This window comes from Bacillus sp. CIS52 (genome assembly GCF_053545315.1).
The window spans coordinates 437,289-452,259 of record NZ_JBIUFR010000001.1 but is presented as its reverse complement, the minus strand read 5'-3'; the positions used below and the strand labels follow the sequence as shown (position 1 = coordinate 452,259).

The following is a 14,971-nucleotide window of genomic DNA, read 5'->3' as shown; positions in this document are numbered from 1 at the left end:
TGTTTCATTCTTAGCGAGGTGGACAGGCAGTGAACCCGAATCATGAAAGAGAAAAAATCGTAAATATTGAAGAACGGATTCCGAAAATCAAAGAGCAGCGGAAACAAAAAGCAAACCGCCGGCTGATTTCATTCATTGTGCTCTTTTTTATGATGGTTTTAATCATCGTGTATTTGCAGATGCCGATCAGCAAAGTCTCTTCTGTCACCGTTTCCGGAAACGAAAACGTGCCTGTAAAAGAGATCAGCGCGCTTTCTGATATACATAACGGACAGACCGAGTTCTGGAGTCTGAACAAGAAAAAAACAGAAGAAAAGATTGAGCAGAATAAGCTGGTGAAAAAGGCGGAGCTTTCAAAAGCATTTCCTAACAAAGTCAGAATTCACATTGAAGAATATAAGACCATCGCGTATCTGCAGCGGAATGATGTGTATTATGAGGTGCTGGAGAACGGCACCGTGCTGCCGAACGAAGTCACGCCCGATGACGCGGGTCCGATTTTGGTAGACTGGACAAACGCGAAAAAGCGGGTCAAAATGGCAGATCAGCTTGATAAGCTTTCAGGTTCGTTAAAGCAGTCGATTTCTGAAATCTATTACACGCCGGTAAAAATGGATCAGGACCGGATTAAGCTGTATATGAACGACGGATATGTGGTGACCGCTTCGATTAAAACGTTTGCCGCCCGGATGAAGACCTATCCTTCTATCGTTTCTCAGCTGGACGGCGGAAAAAAGGGAATTATCCACTTAGAAGTCGCTACATATTTTGAAGAATTTAAAAAAGGTAAATCCGGCAAGAAAAAAGAAACCGATCAATAGTTCTAAAGAACTAATTTTAAGGTGATTCAAAAGGGACTGTTACAATCAGCATGGCAGCCGATATAACCGATAGCGGAATAGTTATGACTATGTTTGTTTTTTGCTGGGGATGCGGCTGCCGGACAAGCGGAAAATTCTTAATGCAATGGGCGTGTCTTCTGCAGTGATCATTGCATTTGGAATTTTCCTCCTGTTTCTTCTTTTTTCGGATGTTTCTGGCAATATCTATCGCTTTTCTGAAGGTTCATCTTAGTGTAGACTAATGGAAAGCGGGTATATTTGCATCTGGATTGCACAGGATGACCCCGTGACAAGAAATCTTACGGTAAGGTGGGCCATCTCCAAAAAAAATAAAAAAAATGCGATATAAAAGAGGATATACATAGAATATAACGAATAGTTTCATTAAACATAAATTGTGAGAAATCAGATGAAAATTTGTTGATGCTGTTGTTTTTGTTACACACTTGTAAAGCCACATCCATTGTATTGTTGTTCCGCAAATAATAGAATAGAATTTGATCGAAATGTGAGGAGGTGCCATAGAATGAACAACAATGAACTTTACGTCAGTCTTGACATCGGTACGTCCAATACAAAAGTGATCGTCGGAGAAATGACAGATGATTCCCTTAACATTATCGGAGTGGGAAATGTACCGTCTGAAGGGTTGAAAAAAGGCTCAATCGTTGATATAGATGAAACCGTTCATTCTATAAGAAAAGCGTTTGACCAAGCTGAAAGAATGGTAGGTTTTCCGCTGAAAAAAGCCATTGTCGGCGTTAATGGAAATTATATTCATATTCAAGATACGAACGGCGTTGTCGCTGTTTCCAGTGAAAACAAAGAAATTCACGTTGAAGACGTCCGCAGGGTAATGGAAGCGGCACAGGTCGTGTCAGTTCCGCACGAGCAGCTGATCGTTGACGTCGTTCCGAAACAGTTTATCGTTGACGGAAGAGACGAAATTACCGATCCGAAAAAAATGCTCGGCGTGCGCCTGGAAGTAGAAGGCACGCTGATTACCGGCTCCAAAACGATCTTACATAATTTGCTTCGCTGTGTGGAGAGAGCGGGCGTCGAAATTACAGATATCTGCCTGCAGCCGCTTGCGGCCGGTTCAGCGGCTTTGTCAAAAGACGAAAAAAACCTCGGAGTCGCCATGATTGATATCGGCGGCGGCTCGACGACGGTGGCGGTATTTGAACAGGGGCACCTGAAGGAGACAGCCGTCATTCCGCTCGGAGGCGAAAACATCACGAAAGATGTATCGATCGGATTGCGCACTTCCACCGAAGAGGCTGAAAGAGTAAAAAAACAATTTGGACATGCATTCTACGATGAGGCTTCAGAAGATGAAGTATTTGAAGTCACCGTCATAGGAACGAATCAAAAGCAATCTTTTACACAGCAGGAAATTGCCAATATTATTGAAGCAAGAGTGGAAGAGATTCTTGAGATTGCCGCAGCCGAAATTGAGCATATGGGAATTACAGATCTGCCCGGCGGCTTTGTGCTGACCGGCGGACAGGCCGCAATGCCCGGCGTGCTTTCATTGGCACAGGAAGTGCTGAGGCACAATGTCAGGGTCGCAAACCCGAATTATATCGGTGTAAGAGACCCTCAATATATGACGGGTGTCGGCTTGATACAATTTGCCTGCCGAAATGCCAGAATTCAGGGAAGAAAAATAGGCTTTCATATGCCGGAAGAAGCCGTGCAGGAAATCGCGGTCTCTCACGAAGAAGAACATCATCAGCGGCCTGAGGCGCAGCAGCGTCCAAAAGCAAAACAAAAAACACAAGCCGAACACAACAAACCGAGCAAAATGAAAAAACTATTAAGCATGTTTTGGGAATAGATTGATAGTCATTCGGCAGATTAGGAGGATTTAGCATGTTGGATTTCGAAACAAACATAGACGGCTTAGCATCAATTAAAGTAATCGGAGTAGGAGGCGGCGGTAATAACGCGGTCAACCGAATGATTGAAAACGAAGTACAGGGTGTAGAGTACATCGCGGTAAATACGGACGCGCAAGCTCTTAACCTGTCAAAAGCAGAAGTGAAAATGCAGATCGGAGAAAAGCTGACCCGCGGTCTCGGAGCGGGAGCGAATCCGGAAGTCGGCAAAAAAGCCGCTGAAGAAAGTAAAGAACAAATCGAAGAAGCGTTAAAAGGCGCTGACATGGTGTTCGTTACAGCCGGAATGGGAGGCGGTACCGGAACGGGAGCCGCACCGGTTATTGCGCAAATCGCAAAAGACTTAGGCGCTTTGACTGTCGGAGTCGTAACAAGACCGTTTACATTTGAAGGACGAAAACGCCAGCTGCAGGCTGCAGGCGGTATCACGGCGATGAAAGAAGCCGTTGACACGCTGATCGTTATTCCGAATGACCGGATTTTAGAAATTGTCGATAAAAACACACCGATGCTTGAAGCATTCCGTGAAGCTGATAACGTGCTTCGCCAAGGGGTGCAAGGTATCTCAGACCTTATCGCGACGCCCGGTTTAATCAACTTGGATTTTGCCGATGTTAAAACGATCATGTCCAACAAAGGTTCAGCATTGATGGGTATCGGGATCGCTACAGGCGAAAGCCGTGCTGCCGAAGCCGCTAAAAAGGCCATCTCCAGCCCGCTCCTTGAAGCGGCAATCGACGGAGCGCAAGGTGTTTTAATGAACATTACGGGAGGTACAAATCTGAGCCTCTACGAAGTTCAGGAAGCAGCCGATATCGTCGCTTCTGCGTCTGATCCTGATGTGAATATGATTTTCGGTTCAGTTATCAATGAAAATCTGAAAGATGAAATCGTCGTTACCGTCATCGCGACCGGTTTTATCGAACAGGAGAAAGACGATTCAAAACCGCAGCGTCCGACTTTAAACCAAGGCTTGAAGTCTCAAAGCCAGCCTGCTGCGAAACGTGAGCCGAAACGAGAAGAAACACAGCATCAAAACACGGTAAACCGCCATACTTCACAGCCGGCGGATGATGCCCTTGATATTCCTACATTTTTAAGAAACCGCAACAAACGCGGCTGATGCAAAAAGGACAAAACCACATGGTTTTGTCCTTTTTCTTTTTTCGCTCAGTCTTCCTGCCTATCCCCATGATCTATACAATGAAAATTGAAACTTTATACCTATGACCAATTGATTGTTTTCTAGTTTCGTCCGGCTTTCTGACAGAATGTGACAATATCTGAATAGAAGATTGTCTACATTTAACGTACAGCATCGAAATGACAAACCATTCCAATTGAGAGGGGAGGAATACAAATTTATATTGCGTTTCCAAATAAGGGGGGATACGATTGAAGAAAAAAATGAGAAACAGATGGACAGGCTCCGTTTTAAGCGCGATTGTCGTCAGTTCACTGCTGTTTCCGGGTGCAGCCGCAGCGGAGACCACACCGGGAACAGTTTCTGCCACCAAAGATCTTTCTTCCTCTAAGAGCGTTCAGCATAAGATTTCCGATTCAGTCAAGAAGCGTTTTGAGAAAAATGATAAAGTCACATTTCTCATCAAATTTAAAGAGAAAGCCGATACGAAAAAAGCGGTTAAAGAAGCAGAGAAAAATGCCAAGTCCCAATCGCTTTCGGCAGCAAAAACAGAATATCAAAAGCGGTCAGCGGTCGTCTCTTCTTTAAAACTGGCGGCTCATGATGCCCAGCAGAATATAAAAACATATTTGGAAAAACAAAAAAAGAAAGGCAAGGCGGAGCGCATCCATTCCTATTATATTGTCAACGGAATGGCAGTCACGGGTTCGAAAGAGGTGATGGAGAAAGTTGCCTCATTTCCTGAAGTAGAAAAAGTTCTTCCGAATGAAAAGCGTCAGCTTACTCAATCAAAAGCTCCTTTTCAATTGAAGAAAAAACAAAAAGAGATCAAGGCAAAGGGAGGCGTTGAATGGAACATCAGCCAAATTGATGCGCCGAAGGCCTGGGCCTCTGGTTACGACGGCACCGGTACGGTCGTCGCCTCGATTGATACAGGGGTTCAGTGGGATCACCCGGCACTTAAGGAAAAATACCGGGGGTACGATCCTGAAAATCCCGCAGCGCCGAATCATGAAATGAACTGGTATGATGCCGTGTCTAAAAAAGACGCGCCCTACGATGATCTTGAACACGGCACTCATGTAACAGGCACCATGACGGGTTCAGAACCTGACGGCTCAAATCAAATCGGTGTCGCTCCGGGCGCGAAATGGATCGCAGTAAAAGCATTTTCAGATGACGGAGGAACCGATGCCGATATTTTGGATGCCGGTGAGTGGGTGCTCGCGCCAAAAGATAAAAACGGCACTCCGCACCCCGAGATGGCGCCGGATGTTGTCAATAATTCCTGGGCAGGCGGTTCAGGAATGGACGAGTGGTACCGCGATATGGTGAATGCATGGAGAGCAGCCGAGATTTTTCCGGAATTCTCTGCGGGGAATGAAGACTTATTTACACCGGGAGGACCTGGTTCAATCGCAAATCCGGCCAATTATCCGGAAGCATTTGCGACAGGCGCGACTGACATCGACAAGAAACTTGCTGATTTCTCACTTCAAGGCCCCTCACCGTATCATGAAACTAAGCCGGATATTTCGGCTCCGGGAGTGAATATCCGTTCCTCTATTCCTGGGGGAACATATGAAGGCGGCTGGAACGGAACTTCAATGGCCGGGCCGCATGTGGCGGCGACGGCGGCTTTGTTAAGGCAGGCAAACGCTTCTATTACGGTTGATGAAATGGAAGACGTTTTGACGCGCACCGCTGAAAAGCTGACAGACTCCGTTTTTCCGGAATCACCGAATAACGGCTACGGCCACGGTTTAGTCAATGCTTTTGACGCCGTTTCTGCCGTAACAGACGGAATCGGAAGCGTAGAAGGCAAAGTATCTTCTGCGGGCGAAGATCACAATCCGCCCAGCTGGCATCATGAACCCGTCCAAGTAGCTTACAAAGGGGCAAATCTGCCGTTAACGGTTACAGCAGAAGACGATGTAAGCGTGACTAAGGTGTTACTTTCCTATCAATTTGATAAAGGAGAGTGGAAAACGATCGCCGCCGTTCAAAAAAGCGGTGATGAAAAAAAGGGACTCTACCAGGCAGAAATTCCGCATGTAACGGGCAGCACGGTAAGTTATAAATGGACAATAAAAGATTTCGGGGGTCATTCTACAGAATCTGATACGTACCGGGCTGACGTAAAACCGAGCATTACGGCGGGGTACAAAGAAGATTTTGAATCACAGCCGGCCGGCTGGTCCAGTTACGGGACACATGACCAATGGGAATGGGGGATTCCGAGTTCAGGCCCCGGCGCTGCATTTTCCGGAGATAAAGTGTATGCGACGAACCTGTCCGGACCGTATGCCGATTCGGCCAATATGAATTTAGTGATGCCTCCGATCCAGGTTCCGGATTCAGGACGGTTGTTTTTGCAATTTAAAAGCTGGCACAAGCTCGAAGAATTTTTTGATTACGGGTACGTGTTCGTTCTGCCGGAAGGAAAATCGAATTGGGAGCAGGCGGCTGTTTACAATGGTGACTCCGCAGGGTGGAATGATGAAGAAGCAGACTTATCCGCGTATAAAGGCCAAAATATAAAGCTTATGTTTAATATGCAGTCAGACGAAGTACTCAATGAAGACGGATGGTATATTGATGACGTCCGGCTTTCAAGCAGCCCTCTCGGCAAGGCGGCCAAAAAAAGCAAACACAATAGACAAACACCGCCCGGCCATCTGAAGAAAAAAGCCGTCAGTCCGAAACTGGCCAAACCGGCGGTAAAATCATCCGGAAAACCGGTGAAACATGAAACGAATCTCCTGCCGCTCAGAGCGCAAATCAGTGTCGCCGAGACGGGGAAATCCGTGTATTCCGACCCCGCAACCGGAAGCTACAGCCTGTCTCATAAAGCGGGAAACTATACGCTGAAAGCCGAGGCATACGGATTTAAACCCGCTGCAAAACAAGTTTCTGTTCAAGCAGACAAAACCGCACAGGCAGACTTTACACTGGAACAAATGCCGTCCGGCACGCTAAAAGGAACCATCACCAATCAGTCGACAGGCGAACCGGTGGAAGGGGCCGCGCTTTATGTAGTGGAGGACGCTGCAATTGAGCCTGCGGTGACAAATGATAAAGGGGAATATTCGCTTCAGGCGTACGAAGGCTCATACACCATTAAAGTAGCCGCAAAAGGCTTTTACAACAGCGAATTTTCTGTTGACATCAAAGGGGATGCTGAAAAAAACGCCAAGCTTAAGCCGTATATCGGCTATGAAGGGGAAATTGCTTATGATAACGGGACTGAAGAGGCCGGACTGTCCTATTTTAAAGCAGGCAGCAAATCTGCCGTTAAGATGACGCTTAAAGACGGAAAAGAACACGGTATGCTGACAGGAGGCCTCTTTAAATTTTGGGGCGCGGACTGGCCTGATCCGGGCGGTACCGAATTTCAAGCAGAAGTATATGATGCATCCGGCCCTGACGGGAGCCCGGGCAGCAAAATTGCCGGCCCGTTCCAAGCTGAAGCGCTTCGAAACGGAAAATGGACCAAAGTGGATCTCAGCTCAAAAGGAATCGAGGTCGGAAAGGATTTTTATCTTGTGCTCCGCCAGACGAAACCCGATCCTTATTCACCTGCCCTGTCATCTGACGACGGCAGTCCATATTCGAACAGAAACTGGCAATACCTCGACGGCAGCTGGTCAAAAGCCGATAAATCAGACGGAAACTTTATGATCAGGGCTTTAGTCGACTACGAAGCTTCCGTGCCTGACATCACGTCGCCTGTTGACCGGTCATTTACAAACAAGAAGTCAATCACGGTGCAAGGAACGGCTTCGCCAAGAACCGCAGTCCGCCTGACCAATAACGGTAAAACCGCCGCTGAAACGAAAGCAGATGCAGACGGCCATTTCCAGGCTGATGTCACACTGCGTAAAGATGCCAATCGGCTGACGGCGGCATCTGTGACGGACAAGGGATCAACCGATGAGTCACGCCCTGTCACGGTCATACTCGATCAGGATAAGCCGGATGTGACGATTGACAGTCCGGCAAACGGAGATAAAACAAATAAAGAAGCGGTGACTGTAAAAGGAAAAGCTTACGACGCCCATTTAAAATGGGTGAAGGTGAACGGCAAAAAGGCCGAGGTGAGTGACGGCTCTTATCAAGTAAGAATCCTTTTGGAAAACGGCAGCAACGAAATCAAAGTCACGGCCTCAGACGAAGCGGGTAACAAAACAACGAAAAAGACGGTGATTGATGTCAATTATCACGCTCCCGTCATCTCCGGATTGGTTCCCGGAGCGGATAAAGAATTAAAAGCCGGAGAATCAGTGAAAATCGCTTTTTCAAGCGGGAAGAAATTAGACGCCTCATTCGTGATCCGTATGCCTCTGACAAACGCCCGGGCAGGGACCCAAAACGCGACGGAGCTTCCGCTGAGAGAAATTTCTCCGGGACGATATGAGAGTTACTGGACAGCGACTTCTTCCATCAAAGCAAGCGGAGCAAAAATTGACGTTATTGTAAGAGATGACTATGGAAATGAAACGAGACAGACAGCAAAAGGAAAACTTTATATCAATGAGTAAAACAGAGCGCTGCCGGGACACGGCAGCGCTTTTTTGGCTGAGACGGTCAATAGGAAATCAATCTCTTCGACCCTCGACAAATAAAACGGTTATCCCTTAAAAATTGTACTTTCCCCTCAACATTAATTGACAGACTTTCCCACAGAGCTTGCTTTATACTTATGAAACAAGAGAGAGAAACAGATATTTAAGACAAAAGAGGAAAGGGGTCAGATGTGAAAATCTATCTGGATGTCATTTGGCTGTTGAACTTTTGTTTTGATTCTCTTTTGCTTTTATTAACCGCCTTTATTTTAAAACGCCAGGTAAAAAAAAGAAGAGTGGCCGCCGGCGGTTTCATCGGATCAGCCATTGTGCTTCTGATGTTTACGCCTGTTTCTCCCTTTGTAGAGCATCCGGCGGGAAAAATGGCATTTTCAGTTGTCATCGTGCTTACGGTTTTTGGCTTTAAACGGTTTCGGTACTTTTTTCAAAATTTGTTCGCCTTTTATTTCGCGACCTTTCTCGTCGGCGGGGGAATGATCGGCGTACATTCCCTGCTGCAGACAGAATCAATTGTAAAACACGGCGCCATGGTTACGAGCCAGACCGGCTTCGGCGATCCGATCAGCTGGATATTTGTTGTCATCGGATTTCCGGCCGTATGGTTTTTTTCGAAAAAGAGAATCGAAGACATCGAGACGAAGTCCATTCAGTACGATGAACTTGTCATGGTTCAGGCAGAATTCAGCGGACAGACAATCCGCGCAAAAGGCCTGGTGGATTCCGGGAATCAGCTGTATGACCCGCTGACAAAAACGCCGGTCATGATCCTTCACATTGACAAATTCGCTCCGATTCTCAGTGAAAAGGAAACGGACATCATCAAATCTGCCAGTCCGCTTGAAGTGATAGAGCAGCTTGATGATTCGTTCCGCCATGCGGATAAGCTGAGGCTGATTCCATACAGGGGCGTCGGCCAGGACAATCAATTTTTACTCTGTTTAAAGCCGGATTACGTCACGATTATAACGAAAGACGAGATGATTGCATGTGAAAAATGCCTGATCGGCATCAGCGCGAAACAATTATCAGCGGACGGTGAATTTGACGGAATCGTTCACCCGAAGATGCTGACCGGGAAGGCTGTGAAGCATGTATCCTGACGAAAAGTCTGTTATTCATCATACTCAAAACGCATTGTATTTAGAAGGGGGAGGAAGATGAAAAAACTTAAGCTGCGTCTGACATATTTGTGGTATAAATGGCTGATGAAACTCGGACTGAAAAGTGATGAAGTATATTACATAGGAGGAAGCGAAGCGCTGCCGCCGCCTTTGTCTAAAGAAGAGGAGCAGGTGCTCTTATTAAAGCTGCCGAGCGGGGATCAGGCGGCGCGGGCCATCCTGATTGAGAGAAACTTACGCCTTGTCGTTTACATTGCCCGCAAATTCGAAAACACCGGCATCAATATCGAGGACTTAATCAGCATCGGCACAATCGGTTTGATCAAAGCGGTAAATACGTTTAATCCGGAAAAGAAAATCAAACTCGCAACCTACGCGTCGCGATGTATTGAAAACGAAATTTTAATGTACTTGCGCCGAAACAATAAAATCCGTTCAGAGGTGTCCTTTGATGAACCGCTGAACATTGATTGGGACGGAAACGAACTGCTGCTTTCGGATGTGCTCGGCACAGATGATGATATTATTACAAAAGACATTGAAGCCAATGTGGATAAAAAACTTTTGAAAAAAGCGCTTGAGCAATTAAATGATAGAGAAAAGCAGATCATGGAACTGCGATTCGGGCTTGTCGGTGAAGAAGAAAAAACACAAAAAGATGTAGCCGACATGATGGGGATTTCACAATCTTATATCTCCCGGCTCGAAAAGCGGATTATTAAAAGACTGAGAAAAGAGTTTAACAAAATGGTGTAAAATTTTTTCCATCTGACGGTCCTTACTGCTGCAAGGATTGCCGGCACTGGATGTTTATTTCTGTAAAATAGCGGTGCATATTTTTCCCACCCGAGGAGATACTTAACGTTGTACAGCAGCTCCTAGTGGGAGGGAAAAACGTGTCAAGAAATAAAGTCGAAATTTGCGGGGTGGATACCTCCAAATTACCGGTGCTCAAGAATGAAGAGATGAGAAAGCTGTTTAAGCAATTGCAGGATGAGGGCGATGATTCAGCGAGGGAAAAGCTTGTAAACGGCAATCTGCGCCTTGTCTTAAGCGTCATTCAGAGGTTTAACAACAGAGGAGAGTATGTTGATGACTTATTTCAGGTCGGCTGCATCGGACTAATGAAATCCATTGATAATTTTGACCTAAGCCATAATGTTAAGTTTTCAACATACGCTGTACCGATGATTATCGGAGAAATCCGCAGATATTTGCGGGATAACAATCCGATCCGCGTCTCGAGGTCGCTTCGCGATATCGCATATAAAGCGCTTCAAGTAAGGGAGCGGTTAATCAGTGAGACAAGCAGGGAGCCGACAGCAGAGGAAATCGCCAAAGTTCTTGAAGTGCCCCATGAAGAAATTGTGTTTGCCCTTGACGCCATCCAAGATCCGGTATCACTGTTTGAGCCGATTTATAATGACGGCGGCGATCCGATTTACGTGATGGACCAGATCAGCGATGAGCGCAATAAGGATACACAATGGATTGAGGAGCTCGCTCTGAAAGAAGGCATGAGAAGACTGAACGAACGGGAAAAAATGATTTTGCGAAAGCGCTTTTTCCAGGGGAAAACCCAAATGGAAGTCGCAGAAGAAATCGGCATATCCCAAGCTCAGGTCTCAAGGCTTGAAAAGGCAGCCATTAAACAAATGAATAAGAATATCCATCAATAACGGAGAAAGCCTTTAAACATTGTTTTAAAGGCTTTTTTCGTGCGCCGGTTTACGTTTGCGAAAAAGTGATGTATTCTAATGTGTAAAAGTTTTAAGAAAATTGAAACAAATAAACGGGGGAACTGCAATGATTTTACAGCTGAACAATGTGTCATTAAAAAGAAACGGCCAATGGATTTTGAAAGATATCAACTGGCGCGTTGAGAAAAACGAAAATTGGGTGCTGTTCGGACTGAACGGAGCCGGAAAAACAGCCTTGCTGAATATGTTATGTTCTTATTACTTTCCCACTTCAGGAGAGATGCAGGTGCTCGGCCATCAATTCGGCAAAACAGAGCTCGGTGACAGGCTCAGAAAAAAAATCGGTCTTGTTTCAGCGGGTCTGCAGCACAAATTATATGCCGCGGATTCTGCTTTTGAAATCGCCCTCAGCGGCGCGTACGCTTCAATCGGGCTTTATGAAACACCGAGTGAACAAGTGAGGGAAAAAGCGATCGGTCTGCTGAAGGATTTAGGCGCCATCAGCTACGCGGACAGACGGTATGAAACGTTATCTCAGGGGGAAAGGCAAAGAGCGCTGATTGCGCGGGCGCTTATGGCTGATCCGGAACTGCTGATTTTGGATGAGCCCGTGACGGGTCTCGATTTTATGGCAAGAGAGCAGCTGCTGGACACGATAACGTCGATCGCTGAAAAAGAAAATGCGCCGTCCATCCTTTATGTCACTCATCATGCTGAAGAAATTCTGCCGGTATTTGATCAGGCGCTGCTTTTAAAACAAGGCGAGGTGTTCGCTGCCGGGAAAATCAAGGACATGCTTTCTGACGAGCGGCTTACAGCGTTTTTCGATATGCCTGTCAATGTCTTATGGAACAACGGCCGTCCATTTTTAACGCGTGCAAAAGCGGCATCATCCGTCAAATAAAATCAATTCACCCTGGGGGTGTTGCTTACATGCAGCTGAGAGAGACGTTGGTCTCAACCCTTAACGGACCTGATCCGGATCATGCCGGCGGAGGGAAGCGGTGAAAAAAAGCGGAGGAAAATCCGTTTTTACCCGTTTCATTTGATGAAACGGGTTTTTTTAATACAGCAAAAGGAGAGATGTTCAATGAACCAGCTTGACATGCTGCTGCAGCAGGCGGATAAACGGCGGGACGATTTAATACATATTGCTGAAAGGTTGATTGCCTTTCCGACACCGGCTCCGCCTGCAAGAAATACAGCAGAAGCTCAGAAGTGGGTGGCCGGATTTTTAAAAGAAATGGGCTGCTCGGTTGATATGTGGGATGTGTACCCGGAAGACCCGAACGTAGTCGGTGTTTTTAAAGGGACAGATTCAAGCGGGCATCAAAGCCTGATTTTAAACGGACACATTGACGTAGCCGAAGTCAGGGATGAAGACTGGGACTCTGACCCGTTTCAGCCGCTCGTTAAAGCCGGCATGCTGATCGGAAGAGGCGCCGCTGATATGAAAGGCGGATTGGCGTGTGTTCTATTTTCTCTGAAGCTGATACATGATGCAGGCATTGAGCTTGCGGGCGACCTCATTGTACAATCTGTGATCGGAGAAGAAGTCGGCGAGGCGGGAACGCTGGAATGCTGCAAACGCGGCTATCACGCGGATTTTGCGGTTGTCGCGGATACGAGCAGCCTGCATATTCAAGGGCAGGGCGGAGTCATCACCGGCTGGATAGAATTGAAAAGCAAACAAACATTTCATGACGGCATGAGGCGCAATATGATTCATGCGGGCGGAGGCACATTCGGAGCGAGCGCAATCGAAAAAATGGCGAAAATTATCACTGCCTTGGGAGAGCTGGAACGCCACTGGGCGGTAACGAAAAGCTATCCCGGCTTTGCGCCAGGCACCAATACGATCAACCCCGCCGTTATTGAAGGGGGAAGGCACGCAGCGTTTGTCGCCGATGAATGCCGATTATGGATTACCGTCCACTTTTACCCGAACGAAACGCACGAACAAGCTGCTGCAGAAATCGAAGACTATATCAATCGTGTCTCTGACGGTGATCTGTGGCTCAGGGAAAACAGGCCGGTGTTCAAATGGGGCGGATCTTCCATGATTGAAGACAGAGGAGAGGTGTTCCCGGCGCTGGAAATCGACCCGGACCATCCGGCCGTTTCTGTTCTGGCGGAATCGCACTCAGCCGTCAAACAACAGGAGCCCGTCATTGATGTTTCCCAAACCGTAACAGACGGAGGATGGCTTTATCATGCCGGGATTCCGAGCGTCATATACGGACCCGGCGATTTAAAAAACGCCCATTCCGTAAACGAAGAAGTGTCCGTCGATGAGCTGATGGACTATACGAAAATCATGCTGAGATTTATCCACACCTGGTGCAGCCGCAAAAAAGATTGCCCGATGTGACAAGGTTCAGCCCGGCCGCTCATATAATAGGGAAAAGAACGGGCAAAGGGCGTGATACAAATGATCAGCATATCTGAATTTCAAATAAAAGATGTAGTCAACGTGTCGAACGGAAAAAAACTCGGAAGCATCGGTGATATTGATATTAACGTGACAACGGGAAAAATTCAGGCGATTATTTTAGGCGGCAGCGGAAAAGTTCTCGGTTTTTTCGGAAAAGAAGAGGAAATGATCATTCCTTGGCGAAATATAGTTAAAATTGGGGAAGATGTCATCTTAGTGCGTGTAAACGAACCAAAGGGGGGAGCATAATCCTCCCTTTACTTGTAAAAAGCCGGAAATCTCAATGTTTCCGGCACATTTATTTATCTCATTTTTCAATCAGCCGCTAAACGTATGCTTAAAATTGTGTTAAAATGAGTGGGAAATTCGCTTTTTAATGTTTGTCGAAAGGTTGGATCTTCATGAATACATATCACCCGTTTAGTTTTACCACCCCCTCGGCACTCATGATAGAAGACTGGAACCGTGTGAATCAGCATAACACAAAGGTCATCGCCGGATTCACAACGAAAAACGGCGGTGTCAGCAATCCTCCGTATGAGTCATTAAATACCGGATTGCACGTCCGGGACGAAGCTCATGATGTTGTGAAAAACCGTGAAATCATAGCGTCCTTATGCGGTACTGATCTGGATTCCTGGGTATTCGCCGATCAGACACATGAAAACCGCGTCCGACGCGTGACAGCGGGAGATAAAGGAAAAGGGGCGAGAGACTATTCCTCCGCATTCCGCGGGACGGACGGGCTCTATACGAAAGATACGGATCTTTTTTTGGCCCTGTGTTTTGCAGACTGTGTGCCTTTGTATTTTTATGACCCGGTGAAATCTATGATCGGCGCTGCCCATGCCGGATGGAAGGGGACGGTCAGACAAATCGGGCGCATCATGACGGATCGCTGGGTAAACGAAGAAGGCTCACGCTTAACAGATATTCAGGCCGTCATCGGTCCGTCCATCAGCGCGGACAGCTATACCGTCGACGACCGCGTCATCAATGAAGTCCGGGCGCTGCCGTTTTCCGCAGAATCCGCCATACGCGAAACGGAAAAAGGCCGGTATCAGCTTGATTTAAAAGAGGTCAACCGCCTTCTTCTGATACATTGCGGCATTCCGGAAGAAAACATTTCAGTCAGCGGTTTATGCACCGAACAAGAGCGTGAACTATTCTTTTCACATCGCCGCGACAAAGGAAAAACGGGACGCATGATGTCCTTTATCGGAATGAAGGAGGCATAAGTTAT

At 46.8% G+C, this 14,971-nt stretch carries 11 protein-coding genes and 1 riboswitch; all 11 genes read left to right on the top strand.

Translation table 11 applies throughout. From position 1 onward, the window contains the following. The first annotated feature begins 29 nt into the window (after positions 1-29). The 11 genes from ACH32G_RS01670 (at position 30) to pgeF (ending at position 14,966) form a co-directional block, all read left to right on the top strand. Positions 30-821: a cell division protein FtsQ/DivIB gene (locus tag ACH32G_RS01670; RefSeq protein WP_047475117.1), complete on the top strand. Its 792-nt coding sequence runs from the start codon at positions 30-32 to the stop codon at positions 819-821. A gap of 547 nt (positions 822-1,368) precedes the next feature. Continuing rightward, positions 1,369-2,682: a cell division protein FtsA gene (gene ftsA / locus ACH32G_RS01665; RefSeq protein WP_448813923.1), complete on the top strand. Its 1,314-nt coding sequence runs from the start codon at positions 1,369-1,371 to the stop codon at positions 2,680-2,682. Positions 2,683-2,717: 35 nt separating this feature from the next. Continuing rightward, positions 2,718-3,866, top strand: coding sequence for a cell division protein FtsZ (ftsZ, locus tag ACH32G_RS01660; protein WP_013352177.1), 1,149 nt, complete (start codon positions 2,718-2,720; stop codon positions 3,864-3,866). A 272-nt stretch (positions 3,867-4,138) separates the two neighbouring features. Further along, complete coding sequence (locus ACH32G_RS01655; RefSeq protein WP_448813922.1) at positions 4,139-8,428, top strand: S8 family serine peptidase; 4,290 nt, start codon at positions 4,139-4,141, stop codon at positions 8,426-8,428. A 215-nt stretch (positions 8,429-8,643) separates the two neighbouring features. Next, on the top strand, positions 8,644-9,573 hold the full coding sequence (gene spoIIGA, locus ACH32G_RS01650; RefSeq protein ID WP_095240748.1) for a sigma-E processing peptidase SpoIIGA: 930 nt from the start codon (positions 8,644-8,646) through the stop codon (positions 9,571-9,573). Positions 9,574-9,630: 57 nt separating this feature from the next. Beyond that, positions 9,631-10,350, top strand: coding sequence for an RNA polymerase sporulation sigma factor SigE (gene sigE / locus ACH32G_RS01645; protein ID WP_016936200.1), 720 nt, complete (start codon positions 9,631-9,633; stop codon positions 10,348-10,350). A 140-nt stretch (positions 10,351-10,490) separates the two neighbouring features. Then, complete coding sequence (sigG, locus tag ACH32G_RS01640; RefSeq protein ID WP_013352181.1) at positions 10,491-11,273, top strand: RNA polymerase sporulation sigma factor SigG; 783 nt, start codon at positions 10,491-10,493, stop codon at positions 11,271-11,273. 127 nt (positions 11,274-11,400) lie between these two features. After that, positions 11,401-12,198 (top strand): ABC transporter ATP-binding protein, encoded by a 798-nt coding sequence (locus ACH32G_RS01635; RefSeq protein ID WP_095240747.1) that lies wholly within the window; start codon positions 11,401-11,403, stop codon positions 12,196-12,198. Between the two features lie 4 nt (positions 12,199-12,202). Further along, a riboswitch (TPP riboswitch) is annotated at positions 12,203-12,311 on the top strand. Between the two features lie 73 nt (positions 12,312-12,384). Continuing rightward, positions 12,385-13,665 carry an acetylornithine deacetylase gene (locus ACH32G_RS01630; protein WP_448813921.1) on the top strand — a complete coding sequence of 427 codons (1,281 nt, stop codon included), beginning with the start codon at positions 12,385-12,387 and terminating at the stop codon, positions 13,663-13,665. A gap of 60 nt (positions 13,666-13,725) precedes the next feature. Further along, a complete protein-coding gene (locus ACH32G_RS01625; protein WP_003154415.1) occupies positions 13,726-13,977 on the top strand; it encodes a YlmC/YmxH family sporulation protein in 252 nt (83 codons plus the stop codon). 152 nt (positions 13,978-14,129) lie between these two features. Then, the gene (gene pgeF, locus ACH32G_RS01620) at positions 14,130-14,966 is read left to right on the top strand and encodes a peptidoglycan editing factor PgeF (protein ID WP_448813920.1); all 837 of its coding nucleotides are present in this window, start codon (positions 14,130-14,132) and stop codon (positions 14,964-14,966) included. Positions 14,967-14,971: the final 5 nt, after the last annotated feature.